The sequence below is a fragment of the Kitasatospora sp. NPDC050543 genome (assembly GCF_044457565.1).
In the GTDB taxonomy this organism is placed as follows: domain Bacteria; phylum Actinomycetota; class Actinomycetes; order Streptomycetales; family Streptomycetaceae; genus Kitasatospora.
This window is the reverse complement of record NZ_JBITGZ010000003.1, coordinates 352,853-376,344: the sequence shown is the minus strand read 5'-3', so window position 1 is coordinate 376,344 and position 23,492 is coordinate 352,853. Positions and strand designations below refer to the sequence as shown.

The window sequence follows — 23,492 nt, the reverse complement described above, 5'->3', positions numbered from 1 at the left end:
CGTGCGGGGCCCGGGGTTGTGCGGGGGGGCTGGGTACGTCCCCGGCCCCGGGGGGGGGTTCGCCGCCCCGGGCCCCGCTGGGCCAACGGGGTGGGCGGCGGGACTGGATGGTCCCGCCGCCCACCGGTTTCGTCGGCCGGGCACGAGTCCCGGCCGCTGGGTCAGGCTGACGCCTCGCCGATGACCGCGGCGTCGAAGTCGCCCTTCCCGGCGGCGACAGCCCGCTCGAAGTAGGCCGACGCGGTCTCGGTCACGGTCAGCTCCAGGCCCAGGTCCCGGGCCTCCTCCACCACCAGACGCAGATCCTTGTGCATCAGGCTGGCCCGGAAGGCCGCCGGCTGGAACTCGCCACTGCGCATCAGGTCGGCGCGGAACGACATGACCTTGGAACTGAACCCGCTCGCCCCGATCGCGGCCAGCAGCAGGTCACGATCCAGGCCGGCCCGCTCGCCGTACCGCACGGCATCGGCCAGCGAGGCGACCTGAGCCCCCAGCAGGAGGTTGAAGGCCAGCTTCATGGCGGGCGCCTGGCCGACCGGCCCCAGCGGGATCACGCTGCTGCCCAGAGCCGTGAGCACGGGCTTGGCCGCCTCGACGTCCGCCGGGGCACCGGAGGCGAGCACGCGCATCGAGCCCTCGCGGGCCTGCGCCGGGTTGCCGATGACGCAGGCGTCGATCCAGCGTGCGCCCGCCTTCTCCACTCGCGCACTCGCGTCGCGGGCGTACTTCGGCGAGACGGTGGAGGTGTTGATCACCAGGGCACCCGCTCGCAACTCGATGTGGTTGAAGAGGATCTCCTCGATCGCGCCCTCGTCGGCAATGCTGAGCACGAGGACATCGGCGGCGGCCGCGGCCTGAGCCGCAGAGTCGGCCAACCCGGCGCCGGCCTCCGCGACGGGCAGGGCCCGCTCCTTGGTCCGGTTGTACACGGTGACCCGGAACCCGGAGTCGAGCAGGCGGAGCGCCATTCCGCTGCCCATGCTGCCGAGCCCGATGAAGGCGATGTGTCGGCCGGTCATCTACGACCCTTCCGGTGACGTGTCCGTGGCGGTCCGGCCGCGGACAGGACGGTTCGAACGTGCGAGGGGGTGAACTCAGAGCTTGGCGAGGATCTCCGGCGGCAGGCTGTCCAGCGAGAGCTGGGACAGGACTCGCATCGAGCTGTTCCGGAAGTAGGTGAGGAACCCCTCCACGGTGGCGGTGTCGCGCGGCTCGGCCAGGTATGGGGCGAGCTTGCGCTCGGCCTCCTGGACACCGTCCTGGCCGGCCATGTGGCGGCCCACGTCCTCCAGCGTCCCCTCGAACGTGATGAACCGCACCATCCGGTCGTCCTTGATGAACAGCGAGGTGGCCGTGATGCGCCCGATCTCGTTGCCGTTCTCGTCCCGGATGATCGGGGAGCCCGCCCGCTTGAAGTTGGAGGCGGAGAAGATCTCGGCGATCTCCTCCTCGAATCCGGGCTTGATCTTGTAGGTGATGGCGGCGATGGCCATGGGAGGTCCTTCCGAGTCGGTGGAATTGAGCGGGTTGACGACTGACCGGGGGGTTACAGCCCGCCGTCGACGTTCAGCGTGATGCCGGTGACGTAACGGGCGGCGTCACTGGCGAGGAAGAGCACGGCGTGAGCGACCTCATCGGCCGTTACCAGGCGTCCGAGGGCGGACATCCGGGACATTCGGGTCCGGGCCTCGGCCGGGAGGCCGGAATCCGGGCCCATGTCGACGATGCCCGGGGCGACGGAGTTGACCCGTACGCCCTTCGGGCCGAGTTCCTTGCTCAGAGCCCGGGTCAGCCCGGTGATCCCGGACTTGGCGGCGCCGTAGTGGGCACGCCCCGGCACGCCTCGCGCCGCGGCGGAGGAACCGATCGAGATCACCGACGCGTCCTGGGCGAGCAGGCCGAGAGCGGCTCGGGTCACCCGGTACGCGGACGTCAGGTTGCTCTCCAGGACACGCTGCCACTCCTCCTCGGTCAGTTCGGCCAAGGGGGACGCGGCGTCGATGCCCACGTTGTTGACGAGCACGCCGATCTCGCGGCCGGCGTCGCGGCAGGCCTCCACCAGGCGGCCCACGTCCGCCGGATCGGTCAGGTCGGCCCGGACCATCCGATGCTTGCCACCGGTCTTGTCAAGTGCCTTCAGAACAGGCTCGGCTGACGTCTCGTCACTGTGGTGGCAACCGATGACGTCGGCGCCGGCGTTCGCCAGGGCCTGTGCCGTCGCGAAGCCGATCCCGCGCGTCGCGCCCGTGACAAGTGCCAGCTTGCCGTCCAACCGCAGATCCACTGTGCCTCCAAAACGGTGAACAGTTCGCTTCTACGGAGACTTTCGCGGGAACGACTGGACGCCTGCTGGACCGCCCGTGTCACGCCGCCGGAGTGCCGTTGGAGTGCCGCCGGGATCGCCGCCGAAGCGTCGGCGGAGTGCCGCCGGAGATCCACCTGATCCCGTGCACGCCGACTCGCCGCCATTCGCCAGGGGCCCTGGCGAATGGCGGCGGTGTCTGGCTGGGCGGCTCGGGGGCGCTCAGGGGCTCAGCCGAGGTGGGCGAGGCCCTTCGCGTTCCCCGTCTGTGGTGTCGCGCTCAGGCGAACAGCTCGCCGAGCAGCTCGGGGCCGATGGCGATGGGGGCGGGGCGGTAGGCGGGCGGCTGGGTGCCCATCAGGTCGCGTACCAGGAAGTCCCAGCAGCGCTTGCGGACGTAGGCCAGGCAGTCGATGAAGGTGTGCTCTGCCCCGGGCACGATGAGCAGCTCGAAGTCCTTGTCGGCGGCGATGAGCCGGTCGGCCAGCCGCAGCGTGTGGCTCGGGTGGACCTGGTCGTCCATTTCGCCGTGGATGAGCAGCAGCTTGCCCGCCAACCGGTCCGCGAGATCCACGTTGGAGGCACGGGCCCAGGCCTCGGGATTGTCCGCGCCGTCGTAGCTTTCCACGAAGCCCAGGTTGAAGTAGCGGGCGTCGTGCGAGCCGGAGAGGGCGACTGCGGCCTTGTACACCTCGGGGAAGTCCAGCATCGCCCGGGCTGCGGCGAACCCGCCTCCGGAGTGGCCGAAGGCGCCCACCCGGTCCAGGTCCATCCACGGCCGGGTCCGGGCCAGCTGCCGCAGCGCCGCGGCATGGTCGGCGAGGCAGCCCGCGTCGGCCAGGTGGCCCGAGGAGGCGTCGTGGAAGGACTTGCTCCGCCCCGGGGTGCCTCGCCCGTCCAGTGCCACCACCACGAAGCCGAGTGCCGCGACGGGTTCCGCGTCGAGGCCCATGCCGCCGGGGTCGAAGCACGGGGCGACCCGGTTGACCTGCGGGCCGGGGTAGACGTTGTCCACCACCGGGTAGCGCTGGGCGGGGTCGAACCCCCGCGGCCGGTACAGCACCCCGTAGATGTCGGTCACCCCGTCGGCGGCCTTGACGCGGAAGCGCTCCGGCGGCGTCCAGCCGGTGGCGGTGAGCTTGCTGATGTCGGCGTGCTCCAGCTCGACCAGCACTCGCCCGGTCCAGTCGCGGACCGTCGTCACCGGCGGGGTGTCGACGGTGGACGCGGAGTCGATGAAGTACTCCTGGTCGTCCGGCATGGTGACGATGTGGTCCAGCTCGTCGTCCGTGACCTCGGCGAAGCCGGACCCGTCCAGAGCGACCCGGCACACCGTGCGCCGGTACGGATCCTCGTCGACCAGCCCGGAGGCGGTGAAGTACACCACCCGCTCGGCCTCGTCGACGCGCAGGATCTGCCGCACCGCCCACTGTCCGGAGGTGACCTGCCCGAGCAGCGCGCCGGTGCGCAGGTCGTAGCGGTACAGGTGGCCCCAACCGTCCCGCTGCGAGTACCAGAGCACCTCGTCGGCCAGCACCCGCACGATCGGCGGCTCGTACATCCACTGGTTGGGCTCCACGCGGGTGGCCCCGGTCTCGCTGAGCACGGTGGTGACCTCGCCGGTGGCCGGGTCCAGCCGGTGCAGGGTGAGCGTGCGCAGGTCACGGGGCCGGCTGAGGTAGTACACCGCCGAGCCGTCCGGAGCCCACCACGCCCATTTGATCGTGATCGGCGACAACTGCGGCATGAGCAGCGGCTCGGCCTGCGCGCGGACCACCGTGCCCGTGGCGACGTCCAGCACGACCAGTTCGGCCTGCGGCATGTTCTCGTCGCCGGCGTAGGCGTACCGCTGGGTGTGCAGGAGGGGCGCGGCGCCGTCGGCGGGCCTGGCCTCCACGAGGTGGGTCTGCCGGACGGCGCGCTCGTCGGTCCGGTGCGCCAGCACCTTCGTCGAGTCGGGCGACCAGGCCACCGCGGGCGGCAGGTGCGGTAGGCCGATCTTGCGCAGCAGGGTGGTGTTGCTCGTGCAGTCCGGGCCGGAGCCGTACTGGTGGTCGGGCTCGCCGTCGGTGGTCAGCGGCCACTCGCGGCCGTCGGACAGCGAGCGCGCCCACAGGTCGTGCCCCCGCCGGGACACCGCGACCTTCCCGTCGGGTGACGGCACCTCCAGAGGGTTGCCCGGCGGCGTGAACTCGGCCCGCTCGCAGGTGTAGCCGTCCAGGCGGCAGCGCCAGTACTCGCCGAACGCGGCGAACTCCACGGCGTTCCCGGCCAGTTCGATGGCCATGAAAGGCAGGGCCTCGGGGTCGACCTGCTGCCCGGAGGCGGTGGCCAGCGCGGCGGCGAGCAGGGCGTGGTCGAAGGCCGGCTCGCGGGTGCCCGCCGCCGGCTCGACCAGCACGAACCGCCTGCCGACGCCATTGCTCACCGAGTACCAGAAACGGGCGCCTCCGTCGATCCACTGCGGCCTGACCTTGTCGCCGATGACGAGCTCGCCGGGGCGGGCGGGTCGGCGCAGGAGCTGCTCGGCGGCCTGGTAGTCCTGAGTGGTGCTCATTCTTCTTGTTCTTCCTCGGTGTCGGTTATGGGCATGGTGATGTCACGGTGGTGCCATCACTGCAGGGTGATGAGGGGATGGGAGGGCTCAAGCGAGAGCGGCCGCTTCGCGAGCCGGGTGGGGCGAGGTGTGCACGGTCGGTGCCGCGTCGGGGTGTGCGCGTCCCGCCGGACGGCGGTGCCGGGGGAGAGGATCTTGACGGCGGTGGTCTTGCCGGCGCCGTTGGGCCGAGCGGGGAGAAGATCGTTCCTTCGGGGACGGCCAGGTCGACGCCGTCGAGCACGACCTTGTCACCGTAGGGCTTGCGCAGCTCGTTCGCCGCGATGGCCGAATTTCACCGGCGCGACGATCGCGCGTGGTTCACGCGGACACCGGCGGCCGTTCCTGGCCGATGGCGTCGAGCAGCAGGTTCGCGGCCACCGTCGCCCCGTCGGTGCGGAAGGTGTCGGCCACGGCGGTTGCCCGTGCGCGGGTCCCGGGGGTCAGGGCCGCCTTGAGCGCGACGGACAGGGACTCGACGGTCGGGGTCGGACCGTCGTGTGCCGCGCCGATGCCCAGGTCGGCCACCCGGCCGGCGAAGTACGGCTGGTCCGCCCCCTGGGGTACCACCACCTGGGGTGCGCCGGCCCAGGTGGCGGTCGTCGTGGTGCCCGCACCGCCGTGGTGCACGACGGCGGCCGCCCGGCGGAACAGTGCCTGGTGGTTGACCTCGCCGACGACGAAGCAGTCGTCCTGGTCGTCGATCAGAGCCAGGTCGGCCCAGCCGCGGGAGAGGACCGCGCGGCGGCCCTGCGCGCGGATCGCCTCGATGGCCGTCCGGGCGACGTCCTGCGGATCGCGCATGGGAATGCTGCCGAAGCCCACGTACACCGGTGCCGTGCCGGCGTCCAGGAACGCCACCAGGTCGGCGGGGAGCGGTCGTTCGTCGGGAAGGACCCACGCGCCGGTCTGCACCACGTCGAGGTCCGCCGGCTGCTGCCACGGGGCCAGGACCGGGTCCGTGGCCAGCCACGGCCGGTCGGTGAAGACGTGGTCGCGGAGGTTGTCCACCGCCGGCAGGCCGATCGACGCCCGGTGGGTGTTGATCGCCTCGCCGAACACCGCCTGCGCGTCCAGGATGTCCAGGTCCCACAGCACCTGATTGTCGGTCACATCCGAGGGGAGCGGCCGGCCCGGCCGCGGCATCGGCGGGTGGTGCGGGGAGGGCAGGCTGACCGGCTGGTAACTCACGTACACGTAGCGCATGCTCAGCTTCTCGGCCACCGCCTGCACACCGGCCACGGCCGGCACGAGGCCGGTCGCCAGCAGCACGTCACACCCCTCGGCGGCCGCCGTGACCTTGTCGTAGAACGCGGCGACCAACTCGGCCGCGCGCCGGGGCACGCCGCCCGGCGAGGGCGGCGTCTTCCCGGTCACCAAGTCGCGCACCGACTGGCCGGTCGGCACCATCTCCACGCCGACCACGGCCAGCCGCTTCGCGAACTCCTCGTCCGGTGGCGCGCACATCCGTACCTCCGCGCCGAGTTCCCGCAACCGCACCGCGAGTCCCACCAGCGGCTCGACGCCCCCACGCGAATCGTAGGCCGACAACAACACACGCATTTCGTACTCCCAATTCCAGCGGATTCCGGCCTCGGCCGGAGATTCTGCAGGTCGATGTGTTACGCCCTGAACCGGACGCAAAGGTCTGGGGTCGCACCGCGCGCCCGGCGCCGGGTGCGCGGTCGGCCGCTACCGGGCCCAAGGCAGGACGCGGGTGCCTTCGGTGCCGGGGACGGAGGCGAGGCCGTGGAGAACGGATCAGACGGTGGGCAGGTCGAGTTGGTATTCGTGGGTGCGTCGGTAGGGGCGGAAACCGAGCCGCTGGTTGACCGCGAGCATGTGGACGTTGTCCTCGGCGTTGTCGGTCTCGATCTCGGCGACGCCGGGGTACTCCGCGCGCAGCCGGCGCACCATGGCGGCCTTGACCCACAGGCCCAGGCCGTGGCCGCGGTGCGCGGGCACGACCGCGGTGTCGTACTGCAGGGCCTGCGGCGGCGTGCCCTGGGGGAGCACGATCTCGGTGTAGCCGGCCATGGCGCCGTCGTCGTGGACGGCGGCGAGGGTCAGCAGGGTGTCGCCGCGGTCGGCCAGCACCTTCGCCATGGCGCGGACGCGGTCGGCGTCCCAGTGCAGGGTCCCGTAGTCCAGGTCCCCGACGGGCATGTCGTTCATCGCGGTCTTGGCCGCGGCGAAGGCCTCGGCGAGGTCGTCGGGGACCGTACCGGTCCAGCCGGCCAGCCGGTAGCCGGGGCGCGTGGCCTCGCTGGTCTCGCCGATCCAGGTTTCGTCCAGCTGGTCAAGTCGCAGCCTCAGGTGACTGAGCGTCAGGGCGCGGCGAAGGCCCCACCGTTCACAGAAGGCCTCGCCCGGACTGTCGGCTGCGACCTCGACGATCAGGCTGCGTCGGCCCTCGGTGCGACAGGCCGCCACGACCGCCGACAGCAGGAGTGAACCGGTTCCTCGGCGGCGGTGCGCCGGATCGACGTGGAGCTGAAGTTCGGCCAGGTGTTCCCTGCCGGGAGCGGTGAACAGACGTATGGTCCCGACGCCGACCGCGGCACCGTCCGGTCCGCCGGCCAGCCAGGTGAGCTGGTGGCTGTCGAGGCCGGGCTTGGTGAGCTGGGCGTGGATCTGTCCGGGCGTGGGCGGCGGCACACCGGGCAGATCGTGGGTCATGGAGGCGGCGACGACGCGATGCCAGGCGGCGGCGTCGGTTACCGAGATGCGGTGCAGCGGGGTGAGGTGGACGTGCTCTGGCACGGCGGTGGCTCCTGCGGTCGAGGGGATCGAACAGGTGCAACGCTAGGGAGTCTGACGGTCGGCCACATCGGTCGGTGCGACTTAACGTGAAGATCGGAAGATCGACAATGTTAGGTACGGTTACCCCATGTTGTATGGACGGGTGGGGGAGCAGGACCAGATAGACCGGATGCTTTCGAGCGCCCGTTCGGGGGCGAGCGGGGCGCTGGTGATCCACGGTGAGGCCGGGATCGGCAAGACGGCGTTGCTGGAGCACGCCGCCGAGGCCGCGGGTGCCGGGCGGGTGCTGCGGACCGTCGGCATCGAGTCGGAGATGGAGCTGGCCTTCGGCGGCCTGCACCAGCTGCTGCGGCCCGTCACCGACCACCTCGACCGGCTGCCCGAACCCCAGGCGGCCGCGCTCAGGTCGGCGTTCGGCCTGACCGGCGAGGCGGTGCGCAACCGGTTCACCGTGGGCCTGGCGGTGCTCACCACGCTGTCGGAGGCCGCGGGCGACGATCCGCTGCTGTGCCTGGTCGACGACGCCCAGTGGCTGGACCAGGCGTCCCTGGACGCGTTGACGTTCGCCGCCCGCAGGCTCCATGCCGAGGGTGTGGTGATGCTGTTCGCGGTCCGCGACGGCGCCCGCGGAGCGCAGATCGCCGGCCTGCCACGGCTGCGGCTGGAAGGCCTCGCCCCCGCCGCCGTCGACGCGCTGCTCACCGACCGCATCGCGGACCTGTCCCCGTACGCCAGGGACCAGATCATCGAGCAGGCAGGCGGCAACCCGCTGGCCCTCCTGGAACTGCCCGCAGCGCTGACCGCGGAGCAGCGCGCCGGCCAGCTGAACCCGGTCACGCTCCCGACGGGCCTGTCCTCACCCTCCAACCGGATCCAGGAGGCCTTCCAGGAGCAGATCCGCCGCCTGCCCGACGCCACGCGAGCCATGCTCCTGGTGGCGGCCGCCGACGACACCGGCGACCTCGGCCTGGTCCTGCGGGCATCGGCCGACTCCGGCGCCGTACTGGAGGATCTGGAACCGGCCGAACGCGCCACCCTCGTCCGGCTCACCGAGAACACCCTGTCCTTCCGCCACCCGCTGATCAGATCGGCCACCTACCAGGACGCCGCCCTGGCCCGACGCTTCGCCGCCCACCAGGCGCTGGCCGCCGCGCTGGAAGGCGACCAGCACGCCGACCGGCGGGCCTGGCACCTGGCCGCCGCCACGACCGGTGTCGACGAGCAGGTCGCCGACGAGATGGAGGACGTCGCGCAGCGGGCCGGCGGACAGCAGGGCACGGCCTCCGCCTCGGCCGCGTACGAACGCGCCGCCCAGCTCACCGCCGACCCGGCCCGGCGCGCCCGGCGACTGGCCGCCGCCGCCTTCACCTCCGCCGAGGCCGGGCAGTTCCACCGCACCGCGGCCCTCACCGACCACATCAACGCACTCGCCCTGGACCCCGCGATGCTCGCCGACTTCGCCCGGGTCCGAGCGATCGTCGAGCTGGACCACGGGTCGCCGAGCCGGGCCGCCCGCATCCTGATCGAATGCGCCGACCGGATCGGCTCCAGCCCCGATCTCGCGCCGGTGCTGACCGAGGCCGTCCAGACGGCGCACTCCTCGGGCGACCGGGAGCTCATCGCCGAGGTCGCCGCCCGGCTTCCCGCTTCGCCGGACTACGCGATGGCGAGGGCCCTGACCGACCTGCACGGCGCCGGCCCGCACCTCCCGGTCCCGAAACCCCCGGCCGGAGACACCGGATTCGCCGAACGGATCCTGGCCGGGACGTACGGGCAGCTCCTCGCCGACCACGGCACCGCTCACCAGGTCGCCGTCGCGTGCGTGCGCGACTGCCGGGCCCAGGACGTGGTCGGCTGGCTGCACACCGCGCTGCACCTGCTCGCCCAGGCACAGCTGTCCATGGGGCTGCACGAGGAGGCCTACGCCGCCGCCGCCGAGGGGCTCACCATCGCCGAGCACTACGGCCGCAACCACCGCGCGAGCTACCTTCGCGCAACCCTGGCCACGCTGGCCGCCGTCGAAGGCGATCGGGAGCGATGCCACAGCCTGGTCGAGGCGGCCCTGAACTACGCCGACGCCCACAGCATCGAGCTGGCCGCCGCCCACGCGCTCCGCGCCCAGGGCCTGCTCGACCTCGGCCTCGGCCAGGCGGAACGCGCTCTGGAGCACCTGGAAGCGGCGCAGGCCCGCGTGAACCACCCGATGCTCTCGGTCTTCCTCCTGCCCGACCTCATCGAGGCCGCGGTACGCGCCGGGCAGCGCGAGCGGCTCGAGAAGCCGTTGGCGCTGATGGAGGAGTGGGCGGTGGCCGCACGCCGCCCCGCGGCGGCCGCCCTCGCCCGCCGATGTGAGGCGCTGACCAGCCCCGACGAGGAGGCCGAGCGGGCCTTCGAAACCGCCCTGCGCCTCCATGAGGACGGCGCCCAGCCCCTGGAGAAGGCCCGCACCGAGCTGCTCTACGGGGAGTGGCTCCGCCGCGTCCGACGCCGTTCCGACGCCCGCCGCCACCTTCGCGCCGCACTGGAGGCGTTCGAGAAGCTCAACGCCCAGCCATGGGCGCATCGGGCCCGCACCGAACTGCAGGCCAGCGGCGAGACCATCGACCAGGCCGGTCAGCCGGGCGTGCCGCTCGGCCGGCTCAGCCCCCAGGAACGCGAAGTCGTACGGCTCGCCGCGACCGGCGCCACCAATCGCGAGATCGCCTCCCAGCTCTTCCTGAGCCCCCGCACGGTCGGCCACCACCTCTATCGGGCCTTCCCCAAACTCGGCGTCAGCTCCCGCGCCGACCTCCCCCAGGTCCTCGGTCAAGGTCAACAGCAGACCGGTTGACATCGCTGGTGATCCCCGCTCACACGCAGCTCCGGCTTGTCCGCCGTCCTGGCCGCCGATCGATCCGCGCCGGCCGGGAGAAGCTGTCTGATCTCCCGGCGGGCGACAACGCGGGGTCACGTTGCCGTCTGCTCGGCTGAACTGCCGGCCGGTGCCTCCGCGGGGCGGCGGCACCGGCCGGCCGGGAAGGAGCGTCAGGTGGCGAGGGTGGCCACCGGCTCCAGGCCGTAGGTGCGGGCGTAGCCGTTCTCGGTGCCCACGAGCAGGTCCACAACGTCGAAGTAGCGGTCCCAGAAGGGGGTTTCGCGCAGCGCGTCGATCAGCAGCCGGTAGGCGTCATGGTCGTCCGCCTCCCAGACCCAGATGTCGGTGACCCGCGCCGAGTAGAACTCCGTGTCGTAGAAGCGGGAACGGACGCCATGGGTGCGGGCCTCGATCACCGGGACGACCTGGGTGGTGAAGGCCTGGACGCGTTCGGCCACGGTCATCGCCAGCCACTCGGGCGTGGTCTTGACCAGCATGAACGCGGTGACCGGCGGCTCGGTTCGGTCAGTGGGCATCGACTGCCTCCGGTGCGGCGAGGACGGCGGGCTTGAGAGTCTGCGCGCACCACTGCGCGAATCCGGTGGCCGGGCCCGCCTGCGGCGAGCGGTCGACGCCCGAGTCCAGGCCCTGGTCCTTGGCGCGCTTCATGTCGACCATGCCCTCGACGAACGCCTCGTTGAGGCCGTAGCCGAGCATGACGGACCGCAGTTCGTCGAGCGGCTGGCGCCGGTAGCGGACCGGACGGCCCAGCTCCTCGGTCATGATGCGGGCCAGGTCGTCGGGCGACAGGTCCTGCGGGCCGAGCACCGGGACACTGCCGACGCCGGTCCAGGAGCGGTCCAGCAGCAGCCCGGCGGCCGTCGCGGCGATGTCGGCGACGGCCACCAGCGGGGCCGGACGGTCCGCGGCGGCGGTGTCGGTGAAGACGCCGCTCTCGCGGATCGAGTCGGCCTCCTCCAGCAGGTTCTCGAAGAAGGACGGGTTGGCCAGGGCGCGGTAGGCGACGCCGGAGTCGGCGATCAGGTCGTCCATGGCCAGGGAGGCGGTGACCAGCCCGGCGTGGGCGGCCTGCGGGGTGCCGCGGCCGAGCGCCGAGACGCCGACGACATGGCCGACGCCGTGGGCGGCGAACGCCCGCGCGGCCGGGCGGGTGAAGCCGCTGTACGCCTCGTCGGGCGTGGCCGAGGCGTCCGGCGGCACCAGCCAGAAGACGGCGTCGGCCCCGGTGAAGGCGCGCTGGAGGGTCGCGGCGTCGCCGTGCGAGCCGGTGACCACCTCGACCCGTCCGCGCACGGCCTCGGGGAGCCGGGCGGGATCGCGGACCACGACGCGCAACTCCTCTCCACGCGCGGGCGCGGCCTCGACCAGCAGCGACAGCAGCCGCCGGCCGATGTTGCCGGTGGGGGCGGTAATGACGATCATGAAAACCTCTCGGTCTGTTTCGGATCGGTACGGCCCCCTCATCGTGGCGACCCGAACCGGATTGCCACAATGGGAACTTCAGCATCCAATCATTGCCTGAAACGGAATAATGCCGGTGAGCAGCCCAGTCCCGAACCTCGACGCCAACCTCGCCGTCGCCCTCGACGCCCTGCTGACCGAGCAGAGCGTCACCCGTGCCGCCGCGCGGCTGCACACCTCCCCCGCGGCGATGAGCCGCACCCTGGCCCGGCTGCGCCGGGTGCTCCAGGACCCGCTGCTGGTGCGCGCGGGACAGGCGATGGTGCCCACTCCCCGCGCCGAGGCGCTGCGGGACGAGGCCGCCGCGGTGGTGCGCCGGCTGGAGGCATTGCTCACGCCGAGCGGCGGGATCGACCCCGCCGCACTGCGGCGCACCTTCACCGTCCAGGCCTCGGACCTGGTCGGCGCGGCGCTGGCGCCGGGTCTGCTCGGGCTGGCCCGACGCCGGGCGCCGGGCGTCTCGCTGCGGGTGCTCGCGGAGGAGTGGGAGGCGGGCCCCGCGCTGCGCGAGGGCCGGATCGATCTGGAGATCGGGGCCATCGACCACGTCGACCCGGAGACCCGGGTCGACGAACTGATCACGCTGCGGATGGCCGCCGGCGTCCGGGCCGGGCACCCGCTGGCCGAAGGAACCCTGACGCCCGCCAGGCTGGCCGCGGCCGAGCACGTGGCGGTCAGCCGCCGGGGACGCTTCACCGGCCCGCTGGACGCGGCCTTGGCCGAGCAAGGGCTCAGCCGGCGGATCAGCGCCGTCCTGCCCGGACATCTGGCGGCGATGGCGCTGGCCGCAGTCGGCGACGTGGTCTGCCTGGTGCCGGCCGCGCTGCCGGGCGAGCCCCCTTCACCACTCAGCGACGCGGCGCACGCGCTGGGACTGCACCTGTTGGAGATCCCGCTGCCGCTGCCACCGCTGACGATCGGCATGGCCTGGCACCCGCGCCACACCGCCGACGGGGCCCACCAGTGGCTGCGTGGCGCCGTGCGCCGGGTACTCCGCCCGGCCCGGGAGGAGTAGCCCGCGGCGCGGGTCCGCGCATACCCGGGCGCCCGGACACCGGCCCGAACCCGACCGTGGCCAGCGCCCGGCAGCCGGAGCACTGATCCTCCCGCACGCACAAACGCACACACGCACACACGCACGCCGGTGCCCCGGCCCTCCGCGACGGAGGCCGGGGCACCGGCGGGTACGGCGGCCGGGTCACCCGGCCCGGTGGGGGTGGAAGCCGCGGCCGGTCTTGCGGCCGAGCAGTCCGGCCTCGACCATCCGGGACAGCAGCGGCGGGGGCGCGTACAGCGGCTCCTTGTACTCGGCGTACAGGGACTCGGCGATGGCCTGGACGGTGTCCAGGCCGATGAGGTCGGCGAGTTGGAGCGGTCCCATCGGGTGGGCGCAGCCGTGCACCATGCCGTCGTCGATGTCGGCAGCGGTGGCGTGGCCGGCCTCGGCCATCCGGATCGCCGACAGGAGGTACGGCACCAGCAGGGCGTTGACGACGAAGCCGGCCCGGTCGCGGGAGCGGATGACGTGCTTGCCCAGAGTGTCCTTGACGAAGCTCTCGACCCGGTTGGCCACGCTCTGGTCGGTGTGCAGTGAGGAGACCAGCTCGACCAGCGGCATGACCGGCGCGGGGTTGAAGAAGTGCAGGCCGAGGACGTGCGAGGCGCGGCCGGTGGCGATGCCGAGCCGGGTGACGGGGATCGCGGAGGTGTTGGTGGCGAGGACGGCCTGCTCGTCGGCGAGTACCTTGTCCAGCGCGGTGAGCACGTCCGTCTTGACGCGTTCGTCCTCGATCACGGCCTCGACGACCAGCTGACGGTCGGCCAGCGCTTCCAGGTCGTCGGCGAAGAGCAGGTGCGCCCAGGCGTCCTCGCGCTCGGCCGGGCCGATGCGGCCGCGGTCGACCGCGCGGTGCAGGGAGCGGTCGATCCGGGCGCGGGCGGCGCGCAGCGCGGGACTCCCTCGGTGAGGAGCTCGCCGCCGGCCGTCTCACCCCGGGCGACCTGGACGAGCTCGCCACCCGGCTGCCCGCCGTCGCCCGGGTGCTGATGGACCTGGGCCGCAGCCGCCGGGCCGTCGCCGAGCAGCTCGCCGTCCTCGCCGGGGACCGCGGCCCGGCGGCCGCCGCAGCCGACGCCCGCACCCCGCACGAGCAGGTCCGGGAGTTCTTCTACCGTCGGAAGAACTATGTTCACGAACTCGACCTCGCCGCAGAAGAGTTGGCGACCGGGATCGGGATCCGGCGGGGCGAGGTCAGAACGGTGCTGGCCGAACGCCTCGCGTCCGCGCACGGCGTCCAGCTGGCCACCGGGGGAGAGCACCTCCACACGTACGACCCGCGCGCCCGGGTGCTGCGGCTGTCCGACCGCCTGCGCCCGGGACAGCAGGCCTTCCGGATGGCCACCCAGCTTGCGTACCTCGAACACGACGCCCTGCTGTCCGAACTCGCCGTCCAGGACAGCCCGCAAGGGTCCAGCGAGTGGTCGCTCACCCGGATCGGCCTGGCCAACTACTTCGCCGCCGCCCTCGTCCTGCCCTACGCCGCCTTCCACACCGAGGCGGAGACGGCCCGCTACGACATCGAGCACCTCGCGGACCACTTCGGCGTCGGTTACGAGACCGTCTGCCACCGCCTCAGCACCCTCCAGCGCCCCCGGCTGCGCGGCGTGCCGTTCTCCTTCGTCCGGGTCGACCGGGCGGGCAACGTCTCCAAGCGCCAGTCCGCCACCGACTTCCACTTCTCCCGCACCGGCGGCACCTGCCCGCTCTGGAACATCTACGAGGCCTTCGCCGCTCCCGGCCGGGTGCACGTCCAGGTCGCCGCCATGCCCGACGGACGCCGCTACCTGTGGACCGCCCGCGCGGTGACCCGCTCGCCCGGCGGCTGGGGAAAGCCGGGCAAGACCTTCGCCATCGGACTCGGCTGCGAACTCCGCCACGCCGCACGGCTGGTGTACTCCGCTGGCCTCGACCTCGGCGACGAGGCGGTGGCCACCCCGATCGGCCTCGGCTGCAAGGTCTGCGAACGCCCCGCCTGCCCCCAGCGCGCCGCACCAGCCATCGGCCGCCCCCTGGCGGTCGACGAGCACACCAGCACCTTCGTGCCGTACCCCGTGCGGATGGAGCCGGCGGGCCAGGCCCGGGGCACGAGAGAGTGACGCCCGGCCGCTCCACGGCACGGCCTCCTTGCCGGTGTTCACGATCGGTCGTTGCCGCGCCCGTGTTCTCGTGGACGACGGCACGCCGCTCCAGCTCAACGACGTCGCCCACCGCGCCCAACTGGGCGTCGGCACCGTCTACCGCCACTTCCCGACCGCCGAGGCGCTCCTGGAGACCGTCGCCACCCCCTGCCTGGAGACCCTCGCGGCCCACGGCGAGCAGGCGCCGGCCGACGGGGATCCCTGGCGAGCCCTCGCCGGCCTCCTGGCCCGCACCGTCGAGGCGCAGGTCACCGACGCCTCCCTGTCCGCGGTCACCGCCGCGCCCACGGACGCCCTGGCGCGCACCACCGAACTGAAGCGGGCCCTGTGGTCGGTCGGTGGAGAGCCGCTCGAACGCGCCCGCGACGCCAGGGCGGTGATCTGAACGCTCTGCGGAGCGACACCTTCGTCCCCGACGCACGGCTCGCCGGGCATCCGGCTTGGGCCCGGAGCTAGGGGAAGTGATGCGTTCCCTTGTGCTCCGGGCGCGGCCAGGCGGGCGTATTCGTCTATGTCATAGGTGCCGTTGGGGTCGGCCCGGTCCGACGGTGGCCGGAGGGTGTGGGCCACCTGGATGCAGCCGACGAGGTGCCGGCCTCGGAACGGACGTCGCTCACTGACGGCGGGCCGAGCGTCGGCGGGGGCGGGCGTTGTCGGGGCGGGGAGGAGCCGAAGTCGTGGTGGCGACAGTCGGGTTGGTGTTGGCGCGCTGGAAGTCTGCGGCCACCTGGGCGCAGCCGTGGCAGTTCTGCAGGTGACGGGCCAGTTCACGGCCGCGTCGTCGGGCGGGGCGGCGGAGGGCGTCGGCCAGCAGGGCGGTGAAGTAGCGGCACTCCGGCTTGGCCGCGGGGTGGGCGTCCGCTCGCAGGTATGCCTCGCGGAGTCCTTCGCGGGCCCGGGCGGCGAGGGAGCGCACGCCGCTCGGGGTCATTCCCATGCGCTGAGCGACTGCGGCCGCCGGCTCGCCTTCCACCACGAAGAACCAGAGGAGGACCTGCCACCGCTCGGGGAGCGAGCGGTAGGCCTTGGCGACCAGGGCGGTCTCCTCCGTCGCGAGCAGGGCGCCCTCGGTCTCCGCGTCGCCGGCGAGGTGCTCGACCCAGGTGTCGAAGTCCTCCCGCAGCACGACGCGACCCGTGAAGTGCCTGCTCCACTCCATCGCGGTGCGGCGGACACAGGCCATCAGGTATGGGCGCCAGGCGTGCCGCGGTCCGTGGCCGCGGGCGACGGAGACGTACGTGCGGGCGTAGGCCTCGGCGGCGAGGTCCTGGGCGGTCTGCGCGTCACGGCAGTAGCCGCGTGCGTAGGCAAGTACCGCGCCGTGGTGCCGGGCGAACACTTCTGCCATCACCTCTCCCACGCGGGAGGTGTCAGTCGTGGTCATGCTGGGGAGTACTGCAGAGAGCTCGGCGTCGCTCAAGGTGCTCAGACCCAGTCCGTAGTCGTCAGTACGCACGGTCAAGGTGATTCTCCTCAGGTCTGGTTGCCTCGTGGCCGGCAGTTCGCGCGCACTGGCGGGTGCGGCGGCCGCACGGGGCCGGGGAGATTGGGGCGGGGGCTCTGTTGTCAGCGAGGCTGGTCAGGCGCGGCGCTGCGCCTGGCTGGTCAGGGCGGACGGGTGCGGGGGCACCCGGTTTGCGCGGGACGTATCCTCTGTCGATGCCCTCGGTCTACCGGTCGGACGGGACCGGCTGCAGACGGTTGCAATGCCGTCGGGAAGCGGTGGAGGGGTGGTCCACAGCACACCAGCCAGACGGCTTTCGGGCAATCGCGTCCCAGCCCGCCAAGCGGTTGACGATTCCCAATCCGAATAGCGGGGGATCGACGCCGGCGGCCGTCCGGGCCGCCCGGACGGCTCGGTAGCCCGTGCCGCCAGGGGCCGCCTGGGCCTCACTGGTCTCACCAGCCCCGCGTCCGCACCAAACTGACCGGATATAACAGAAAGCCCGATACAGCTTTGGCATGTTCTGAGTCCGCTGCCAGGCGAGTCATTGGCACCATGCCGGGCTGTGAGTGACTACCGATGGGTTGGCTTGGCGTCATCAACCCTTGTCAAGAGAGTGGTTCGACCGAATGCGGGGTGAGTCATTGGCACCATGTCAGGCTGCGAGTGCCTACCGGCGGGTCGGCGTAGGGTCATCAACCCTTGTCAAGAGACCTGTTCGACCGAACGTCTGGTCGGGAAGGCTGTCGCGCCGGGCAGATGGAGCCTGTTCTGGAGGGGATGCCGCAGCCCCGCCCGATGGTTGCATTCAACCCGAGCCTGTGTGAGGGGACACATCCGGGGGTTCGGCGGGAACCGTGGCCGGCCGCCGCGCCGGCCGGATGGCCCGGCGGACAGCGGACAGTGGCCGTGGGCCGTACGAATGGGTGACCCGCGGTGCCGGATTGAACGGCCGGGGTGGACAGGGTGACCGGACCTGGCCGTGGCCACGCCCGCTGCTCTCACGTCGCCGGCGACCGGCGAGGCGCCGTAGTTCGGAGTCAACCGGGGACGGGGCGGGAGGGCCGAGGGCGCGTGCTGGATTCACGGCGTGCCGTCAACGGTAGGAGAGGAAGTACGAGGGGGCGGGCCTGTCCTCCGGCGGCCTGCGCGTGGCGCGAGGAGGGCCGTCGCGCGCGTCCTGGCCGGGCAGTGGCCGGCAGCCGGTGGCGGGCCCGTCCCCTCCTGCCGGCCGTCAAGCGGGTTGGCAGGCGGTCGCGCCGGGGCACCGCGGTGGTTCAGCGTCGGCGGTTCTGCTCGGCCGGTCGGCAGAGGGCCGGGAGGCCTCGGAACGTGGCGTCGCGGACGCTGCCGCACCGGCGCTTCAGGCGCCGGGGGAGCGTCCGCGACGCACCCGTCAGGGCGTCCTGGAAGGCCTGGACGCCCTGGACGTCACCACCAGTGCGGCTTCTCCTGAGCGAGAAGGTCCTGAGGCAGCTGAGGCAGTTGCGGCAGCCGCGGCGGCGAGGTCTCGGCGAGCTGCCGGCGGTAGCCACTCTCGTCCCACCATCCCAGCAGCATCACGGGCAGCTGTCGGCGAAGCCCGCCGCGGAGGTCGAAGAGGTCGGACCGGCACTCCTGGCAGAGGGCGCAACCGGCCAGGTGTCCCTCGGGGTCCACGTACGCCACGGTGGCGTTCGCCGCCGCCGAGAGGGTGCGCGCGGTGTCGGCGCAGGTGGGGCGCTGTTCGACCGCTCGGCGGTACAGCGCGGTGTACTCCTCGCGCAGGGCGGTCAGGGCCCGGCCCAGAGCGGCCGTGACGTGCGCGGGCCGGGTTCCGGTGATGGCGGCCACCCGGTCGGTGTCCTCGCACTCGACCGCCGTGTGCCACAGCAGGGTCTGCTGGCTCGGCGGAAGCCGGCGATAGGACTTGGTCAGCCGATCCCGGGTGGTGTTCAGCGGGCGCGGGCCTCCGGCCATCGCCCACCGGCGGAACCCGGGGGTGAGGGCGCAGGCCCCGTACTCCTGGAGCAGCAGGCGGATGGCGGAGGACCGGGCGGAGGCGAGTACCTCGACCCGCCAGGGGAGGGTCGAGCCGAGCTGACGCAGTGCCAGGCGGTAGGCCCAGGCCAGGGCCTCCTCGGCCAGTCGGTCTGCCGTCCGCGGGTCTCCCACACAGGTGCCGAGGTAGGACCGCACGGGCTGCCAGTGTCGTTCGATCAGCGGCTGGAACGCGGCGGGCCGGCCGCCGGCCACCTCGCGCAGGAGCCGGGAGTCGGGTACGGCGGGCCCAGGCGTTCCGAGAGCGCGGGTGAGAAGCTTGACTTGGGGAATCACGCGACTGTCCTCCGGTTTCGGTGCCGGCGAGGGTGTGTGCAGACCTTGGTGAACGAGGGCCGGACGAGGGCTGGAGTCGGCCGGGCGAGGGCCGGGTGTCGTCCGCCGAGGTGTCGTACGCATCGGGGGTGAGATCGGGGTGAGAACCCGCGGTGCGGGGGTGCCCATCGGCGTCGGCCGTGGGCACCCCCGCCTGATACCGCCGGTTGGTGGGCTCCGCCCTCGCGGGGCGGCCTCCGGCTTCTCCCCGTTGCCGATGGGTCCGGCGGCGGTGACCGGGGCTGGATTCCTGCTGTAGGGGCTCGTTTGTTCACCTCCTGGGTTCGGCCGGGTCCGGTTGGGGCGGCGGTTGGGCCGCCGTACACCGGGGGTTCCCGGGGTCCGAGGGCGGTGGCGATTCCACGGGATTCCCAGTTCCTCGGCGAGCTGGGAGCTTGCGTGGCCGGGAGCTCGCGTGGCTCGCCACCGCCCGGTCGATGGGGTCAGCCGGTACCGGACGGGTCCTGGTGCCCGGTGTGGTCCGCGCCGCCCGTGATCACTCCACCGAGCTTCTGGTGCAGGAGATCGGCGGTGGTGTCGGACAGGACGACCACCCATCGGTCACCCACCAGGTAGGACCCTCCGTAGGCCTCGGCCCCCGTGGTCCAGGCCTGCTGGGCGCCGTCGGTCGGGAAGGTGGCGATCCAGATCTCCTCCCCGGCGGTGGTGCACAGTCCCTGGCGGAGATCCGCGGCATCGGCGGTGATGTCGGCCGTACAGCCGATCCTCCTGGCCAGGTCCTCCACGGAGTTCCGGACGGGGCCGGAAGGTGCCTGCGCGGAGGCGAGCAACCCTCCCGTTCCGCCGGCCAGTTCGAGGACCCCGAGGGCGAGCAGGACGGTCAGCGCGAGCCACTGGAGCGTGAGCCGGACGGTCCTGTCCTGTCGGCCGGTCGCGATGGCGGGATCTCCTGACATCACTTACCGACTGCCGGCGTCCCCGAGGCGGTGATGGCCGACCACTGGTTGTCCATGCCGTTCCCGCGGGCGTCACCGGAGGCCTTGTCGCCCATGTAGAGGTAGACGGGCTTGCAGTTGATGGACAGCTGCCAGGTGCCGTCGGCGCGCTGCATCTTGCCGATCAGCTTCGGGTCCACGCCCTTGATCTGGCTGGGGTCGACCGGCGGGGCCGGCTTCCAGGTGTTGGTGCACTGGCCCTCGCAGTTCGAGTGCATCTGCGGCCAGGAGACGTCCTTGCTGTAGGTGTACAGCGTCCTGCCCTGCGCGTCCACGATGATCGAACCGACCTGCGGGTGGACCATGATGGAGATCTGGACCTGGACCGGGGCCTGCGACTGGTGGGGCTTCGGGGCCTCGCCGGTCGGCATCGCCGACGGGTAGTTCGACGAGGCGGACGGGGCGGACGACGAACCGCCGGTCTGGGCGGCCCCGGCCTTCTTACCGTCGGGCGCCAGGGCGAACCAGGTACCACCGACACCCTGGCCGTTGGTGTCGCCGGCCGCGGCGTCCTTCGCGTAGCGGTAGGCCGGCCATCCGCCCACCGTCAGCTGCCGCGAGCCGTCGGCCCGGGTGACCTCGCCGATCAGGCTCGAGTCGATGCCCGCGCCCGCGATGCTGCCCTCGTGCATGACCGGCGGCCACGTCTTGGCGCAGTCGCCGTTGCAGTTGGACTGCGGCGGCTTGGCGGTGTCCTTGTCGAACCGGTAGAGGGTGAAGCCCTGGCCGTCCGTGACGACCGAGCCGAGCTTGGCGTCGTTGCGCACGGCGAGGGTGCCGCCCGGCTGACCACCGCTCGACGGGTCACTGCTGGGCTGAGCACCGGCGGACGGCGACGAGGTGAGGTCGCCGTACGAGCCGTAGGAGCCGCTGCTGCTGCCCGCGGCGCCGGCTGCCCCGGCCCCGGCCGGCGCCGCGTCCTGCGCGCCCACCAGCTGTCCGTTGTTCTGCTGCGGGGCCGCCGACTTCGCGCTGCTGCTCATGCTTCCGTACACGGCCATGAGCAGGAGCCCGGCCAGCAGGAGACAGAGCGCGGCGAGACCGTATCGCTTCGTCAACATATTCCTTGCCTTTCCATCGGTGGTTCTGACCTTCCGTTGAACCGGTCCTTGCGTCGGATCGCGGTCCCGGGTCGTGCGAGCTGGATCAGGGCCGATATCCCTCCGGGATCTCTCTGGGTGGCACGGTGCTCCGCGCAGGTCTCAGGCTGCCTGCGACGCTCAAGGGCGCGGAGGTGACAGTCGCTCACAGGGGATTCGCACAGGGGATCCGCAGCGGCGATCCGCGGTGCGTCGATCGATCAGGAGACTGCCGGGAACCGTCGCGTTCTCACTGGATCCTCAACGCGAGCGCCGGGCAGCGGTCGACGGCTCTCGCCGCCTGTGAGAGCAGCTGGGCCGGCACGGGCATGCTGCCCGCGGCGGGGAAGCCGTCCGCCCCCAGCTGGATGACATCGGGCAGGACGCCGGTGCACAGGCCGTGGGCCTCGCAGAGCGTCCAGTCGACGATGATGGTGCCGGCGCTCTCCATCTCCGGCAGCGGGAGGATGTTCTGGCACGGCCGGCCGCAGCCGCCCTGGTAGGAGTGCAGGACCAGGTCCTCGTTGAAGACGGACAGGGCCGAGGCCACGAACCGGGAGGCGGCGTCGGGGTGGCTGCAAGCTCCCCGCCCGGTGACCGCGCGCATCCGGCTGTAGACCGTGTCGAGTGCGGGCTGGCCACCGCCGCGTACCAGTTCCTCCACGGCCTTGGTCAGGGCGGGGAGTCCCAGGTAGCAGGGCCCGCACTGGCCGGCCGTCTCGTCCGCCATCCACTGGGAGATCCTGACGACCTCCCGCAGCGGACAGGTCGTCTCCGGCAGCGGCAGGATGGCACCGGCGCCCAGTCCTCCTCCGAGACTCTGGAAGGACTGCCGTGAGATCACGGCGGAGTAGGCGGCCTCGGGGGTGAGCCACTTGCCGTGGTACCCACCGGTCAGGACCCCTTGCCCGATTTCCAGGTCGCACACCGAGAGTACGCCGCTGAGCGGTACTCCGGTCGGGGTCTCCACGACGGTCGCGCCGGCGATCGTCAGCATCACCGTACCGGGTTCGTCGGGGAGGCCCACCTCCCGGTACCCCAGCGCGCCCCTGCGGGCCGCCACGGCGAGCTGGGCGTACGTCTCGGCGTTGGACAGCAGGGTGGGGGCTCCCCCGACACCGCTGTCGCTGGTGCGCACACCCCCTCCACGGGGAAGGGCGATCCCGCTGGTGATTCCGCGGGCGAGGGAGCTCCCCTCCCCGCTGACAAACCGTTCGGGGAGCCGGGTCACCGTCACCGGCGGCTTCAGGGACCTCCGCTCGGCCAGCGCCCGGCGCAGGGACTCCTCCGTGTCGGTCCGCGTGACGCCGATCACCACGCGTTCCGCGTTGATGGCGGTGGCCGCCAGCAGCGCACCGTCCACCACCAGGTGGGGGGTCCGCAGGATCAGCGTCCTGTCCTTCAGACAACTCGGTTCTCCTTCCGTTCCGTTGACGACCACGACCGGCCTGGTCTTGCGCCGGGCGACCGACTTGACGACGGCGGTGAGCTTCCGGGCGAAGGGGAACCCGGCGCCTCCGCGGCCGCGCAGGTTGACGTTCTCGGCCAGGTCGGCCAGTTCCTCCGCGCTCATCGGCGCCGGCATCTGGCCGTGGACCACGAGGTGGGAGCGGTAGTCGACCCGGCCCTCGTCCTCCAGCCCCGCGAGCAGGACGGGCTCTCCGAGCCAGATGATGGGTGGTGGTGAGGTGCTCACCCGTTCTGCCCCCGAATTCCGGTCATGGTGATGGTGTCGGCCAGGTCCCGGTCGGCGGCCGTCGGCAGACGCGGGGCGTCCGGGCCGTCGGTCTCCAGGCGCGGGCGGGCCGCGGCCAGGCGCGGGCCGGACCGGTCCTGCACGGCGAGCCGCAGAGCGAGCGCGATGACCACGCCCACGACGGCCAGGCCGTAGAGCGCCACCACCCAGACGGCGGCCATCCGGCCGGCGTTCAGCCCGTGGACCAGGGCGGCGCCCCAGGCCGGGTAGGAGCACACGTGGATGAGCCGCCACCGGCGCGCGTCACCGGACTTGGCGAGCAGCCCGCGGGCCGCACCGGCGATGGCGACTGCGGGGAACAGATAGCCGGCGGCCGTCCCCAGTCCGAGGATCACCGGCCGGTTCGCATCGGCGAACGGCACGAAGGCGGCGATGGTGCCGATCTCATTCGTGATCAGGTTCATCCACACATGGAGGACCAGGAAGACGACGCCCGAGATGCCCATCGCGCGGTGGACGGCCTGCGCGGCGAGACGGTGCACCGGACGCAGGATCAGCCGGTCGGTCGCCGACAGCCCCCACAGGACCGCGGAGGTGAACGACACGAGTGCGAACACTCCGGCTCCCACCGTCAGATACGCCTGCAGTCTGGGGTTGGCGGCGACGGCCGCGATGCCCAGGCCCGCTGCCGCCACCGGCAGCAGCGACCACGGAGCCGACGACTTCTGACCGCCTTCCGCCGACCGCTCGTCCTCGGTCGCCACGCG

At 72.4% G+C, this 23,492-nt stretch carries 18 protein-coding genes and 2 pseudogenes; 4 read left to right on the top strand and 16 right to left on the bottom strand.

Annotated features, from left to right (window positions below; all coding sequences use genetic code 11):
- Nucleotides 1-161: 161 nt before the first annotated feature.
- The 7 genes and pseudogenes from ACIBH3_RS06005 to ACIBH3_RS05975 form a co-directional block, all read right to left on the bottom strand.
- Nucleotides 162-1,019, bottom strand: coding sequence for an NAD(P)-dependent oxidoreductase (locus ACIBH3_RS06005; protein ID WP_396310661.1), 858 nt, complete (start codon nucleotides 1,017-1,019; stop codon nucleotides 162-164).
- Between the two features lie 75 nt (nucleotides 1,020-1,094).
- Nucleotides 1,095-1,493: a SchA/CurD-like domain-containing protein gene (locus tag ACIBH3_RS06000; RefSeq protein ID WP_396310660.1), complete on the bottom strand. Its 399-nt coding sequence runs from the start codon at nucleotides 1,491-1,493 to the stop codon at nucleotides 1,095-1,097.
- Nucleotides 1,494-1,546: 53 nt separating this feature from the next.
- The gene (locus ACIBH3_RS05995) at nucleotides 1,547-2,284 is read right to left on the bottom strand and encodes an SDR family NAD(P)-dependent oxidoreductase (protein WP_396310659.1); all 738 of its coding nucleotides are present in this window, start codon (nucleotides 2,282-2,284) and stop codon (nucleotides 1,547-1,549) included.
- A 298-nt stretch (nucleotides 2,285-2,582) separates the two neighbouring features.
- Nucleotides 2,583-4,859 (bottom strand): DPP IV N-terminal domain-containing protein, encoded by a 2,277-nt coding sequence (locus ACIBH3_RS05990; protein ID WP_396310658.1) that lies wholly within the window; start codon nucleotides 4,857-4,859, stop codon nucleotides 2,583-2,585.
- Nucleotides 4,860-5,020: 161 nt separating this feature from the next.
- Nucleotides 5,021-5,184, bottom strand: a pseudogene (locus ACIBH3_RS05985) (ABC transporter); the annotation flags it as partial.
- Between the two features lie 35 nt (nucleotides 5,185-5,219).
- The gene (locus ACIBH3_RS05980) at nucleotides 5,220-6,461 is read right to left on the bottom strand and encodes a glycosyltransferase (protein ID WP_396310657.1); all 1,242 of its coding nucleotides are present in this window, start codon (nucleotides 6,459-6,461) and stop codon (nucleotides 5,220-5,222) included.
- 198 nt (nucleotides 6,462-6,659) lie between these two features.
- On the bottom strand, nucleotides 6,660-7,661 hold the full coding sequence (locus ACIBH3_RS05975) for a GNAT family N-acetyltransferase (RefSeq protein WP_396310656.1): 1,002 nt from the start codon (nucleotides 7,659-7,661) through the stop codon (nucleotides 6,660-6,662).
- Between the two features lie 127 nt (nucleotides 7,662-7,788).
- On the opposite strand from ACIBH3_RS05975, the gene ACIBH3_RS05970 reads away from it, so the two are divergent.
- On the top strand, nucleotides 7,789-10,491 hold the full coding sequence (locus ACIBH3_RS05970; protein WP_396310655.1) for an AAA family ATPase: 2,703 nt from the start codon (nucleotides 7,789-7,791) through the stop codon (nucleotides 10,489-10,491).
- Between the two features lie 194 nt (nucleotides 10,492-10,685).
- Here ACIBH3_RS05970 and ACIBH3_RS05965 read toward each other — a convergent pair whose 3' ends face one another.
- Both ACIBH3_RS05965 and ACIBH3_RS05960 read right to left on the bottom strand, forming a co-directional pair.
- Entirely contained in the window at nucleotides 10,686-11,051 is a 366-nt protein-coding gene (locus ACIBH3_RS05965) for a darcynin family protein (RefSeq protein WP_396310654.1), read from the bottom strand.
- A complete protein-coding gene (locus tag ACIBH3_RS05960) occupies nucleotides 11,041-11,958 on the bottom strand; it encodes an NAD(P)H-binding protein (protein WP_396310653.1) in 918 nt (305 codons plus the stop codon). Before ACIBH3_RS05960 ends, ACIBH3_RS05965 begins: the two co-directional genes overlap by 11 nt.
- A gap of 109 nt (nucleotides 11,959-12,067) precedes the next feature.
- On the opposite strand from ACIBH3_RS05960, the gene ACIBH3_RS05955 reads away from it, so the two are divergent.
- Complete coding sequence (locus tag ACIBH3_RS05955) at nucleotides 12,068-13,012, top strand: LysR family transcriptional regulator (protein WP_396310652.1); 945 nt, start codon at nucleotides 12,068-12,070, stop codon at nucleotides 13,010-13,012.
- Between the two features lie 183 nt (nucleotides 13,013-13,195).
- Here ACIBH3_RS05955 and ACIBH3_RS05950 read toward each other — a convergent pair whose 3' ends face one another.
- The gene (locus ACIBH3_RS05950) at nucleotides 13,196-13,945 is read right to left on the bottom strand and encodes a 3-hydroxybutyryl-CoA dehydrogenase (protein WP_396310674.1); all 750 of its coding nucleotides are present in this window, start codon (nucleotides 13,943-13,945) and stop codon (nucleotides 13,196-13,198) included.
- 2 nt (nucleotides 13,946-13,947) lie between these two features.
- Here ACIBH3_RS05950 and ACIBH3_RS05945 point away from each other — a divergent pair.
- Together ACIBH3_RS05945 and ACIBH3_RS05940 are read left to right on the top strand one after the other, a co-directional pair.
- A pseudogene (locus ACIBH3_RS05945) lies at nucleotides 13,948-15,153 on the top strand (short-chain fatty acyl-CoA regulator family protein); the annotation flags it as partial.
- Nucleotides 15,154-15,223: 70 nt separating this feature from the next.
- Nucleotides 15,224-15,580 (top strand): TetR/AcrR family transcriptional regulator, encoded by a 357-nt coding sequence (locus ACIBH3_RS05940; protein WP_396310651.1) that lies wholly within the window; start codon nucleotides 15,224-15,226, stop codon nucleotides 15,578-15,580.
- Between the two features lie 228 nt (nucleotides 15,581-15,808).
- Here the strand turns inward: ACIBH3_RS05940 and ACIBH3_RS05935 are convergent, their stop codons facing one another.
- The 6 genes from ACIBH3_RS05935 to ACIBH3_RS05910 form a co-directional block, all read right to left on the bottom strand.
- Complete coding sequence (locus ACIBH3_RS05935) at nucleotides 15,809-16,543, bottom strand: RNA polymerase sigma factor (RefSeq protein WP_396310650.1); 735 nt, start codon at nucleotides 16,541-16,543, stop codon at nucleotides 15,809-15,811.
- A gap of 1,527 nt (nucleotides 16,544-18,070) precedes the next feature.
- Nucleotides 18,071-18,955, bottom strand: a complete 885-nt coding sequence (locus ACIBH3_RS05930) for an RNA polymerase sigma factor (protein WP_396310649.1) — start codon at nucleotides 18,953-18,955, stop codon at nucleotides 18,071-18,073.
- A 482-nt stretch (nucleotides 18,956-19,437) separates the two neighbouring features.
- Entirely contained in the window at nucleotides 19,438-19,911 is a 474-nt protein-coding gene (locus ACIBH3_RS05925; RefSeq protein ID WP_396310648.1) for a hypothetical protein, read from the bottom strand.
- The gene (locus tag ACIBH3_RS05920; protein WP_396310647.1) at nucleotides 19,911-21,008 is read right to left on the bottom strand and encodes an SCO0930 family lipoprotein; all 1,098 of its coding nucleotides are present in this window, start codon (nucleotides 21,006-21,008) and stop codon (nucleotides 19,911-19,913) included. The genes ACIBH3_RS05925 and ACIBH3_RS05920 overlap by 1 nt, the downstream gene beginning before the upstream one ends.
- 271 nt (nucleotides 21,009-21,279) lie before the next feature.
- Nucleotides 21,280-22,725, bottom strand: coding sequence for an NADH-ubiquinone oxidoreductase-F iron-sulfur binding region domain-containing protein (locus tag ACIBH3_RS05915; protein WP_396310646.1), 1,446 nt, complete (start codon nucleotides 22,723-22,725; stop codon nucleotides 21,280-21,282).
- Entirely contained in the window at nucleotides 22,722-23,489 is a 768-nt protein-coding gene (locus ACIBH3_RS05910) for a hypothetical protein (protein WP_396310645.1), read from the bottom strand. The genes ACIBH3_RS05915 and ACIBH3_RS05910 overlap by 4 nt, the downstream gene beginning before the upstream one ends.
- Between the last annotated feature and the right edge of the window lie 3 nt (nucleotides 23,490-23,492).

Excerpts from the sequence above, each read along its gene's own strand:
- ACIBH3_RS06005 (WP_396310661.1), bottom strand. The coding sequence starts at position 1,019 with ATGACCGGCCGACACATCGCCTTCATCGGGCTCGGCAGCATGGGCAGC.
- ACIBH3_RS05990 (WP_396310658.1), bottom strand. The coding sequence starts at position 4,859 with ATGAGCACCACTCAGGACTACCAGGCCGCCGAGCAGCTCCTGCGCCGA.
- ACIBH3_RS05965 (WP_396310654.1), bottom strand. The coding sequence starts at position 11,051 with ATGCCCACTGACCGAACCGAGCCGCCGGTCACCGCGTTCATGCTGGTC.
- ACIBH3_RS05960 (WP_396310653.1), bottom strand. The coding sequence starts at position 11,958 with ATGATCGTCATTACCGCCCCCACCGGCAACATCGGCCGGCGGCTGCTG.
- ACIBH3_RS05955 (WP_396310652.1), top strand. The coding sequence starts at position 12,068 with ATGCCGGTGAGCAGCCCAGTCCCGAACCTCGACGCCAACCTCGCCGTC.
- ACIBH3_RS05935 (WP_396310650.1), bottom strand. The coding sequence starts at position 16,543 with ATGGCAGAAGTGTTCGCCCGGCACCACGGCGCGGTACTTGCCTACGCA.
- ACIBH3_RS06000 (WP_396310660.1), bottom strand. The coding sequence starts at position 1,493 with ATGGCCATCGCCGCCATCACCTACAAGATCAAGCCCGGATTCGAGGAG.
- ACIBH3_RS05970 (WP_396310655.1), top strand. The coding sequence starts at position 7,789 with ATGTTGTATGGACGGGTGGGGGAGCAGGACCAGATAGACCGGATGCTT.
- ACIBH3_RS05925 (WP_396310648.1), bottom strand. The coding sequence starts at position 19,911 with ATGTCAGGAGATCCCGCCATCGCGACCGGCCGACAGGACAGGACCGTC.
- ACIBH3_RS05980 (WP_396310657.1), bottom strand. The coding sequence starts at position 6,461 with ATGCGTGTGTTGTTGTCGGCCTACGATTCGCGTGGGGGCGTCGAGCCG.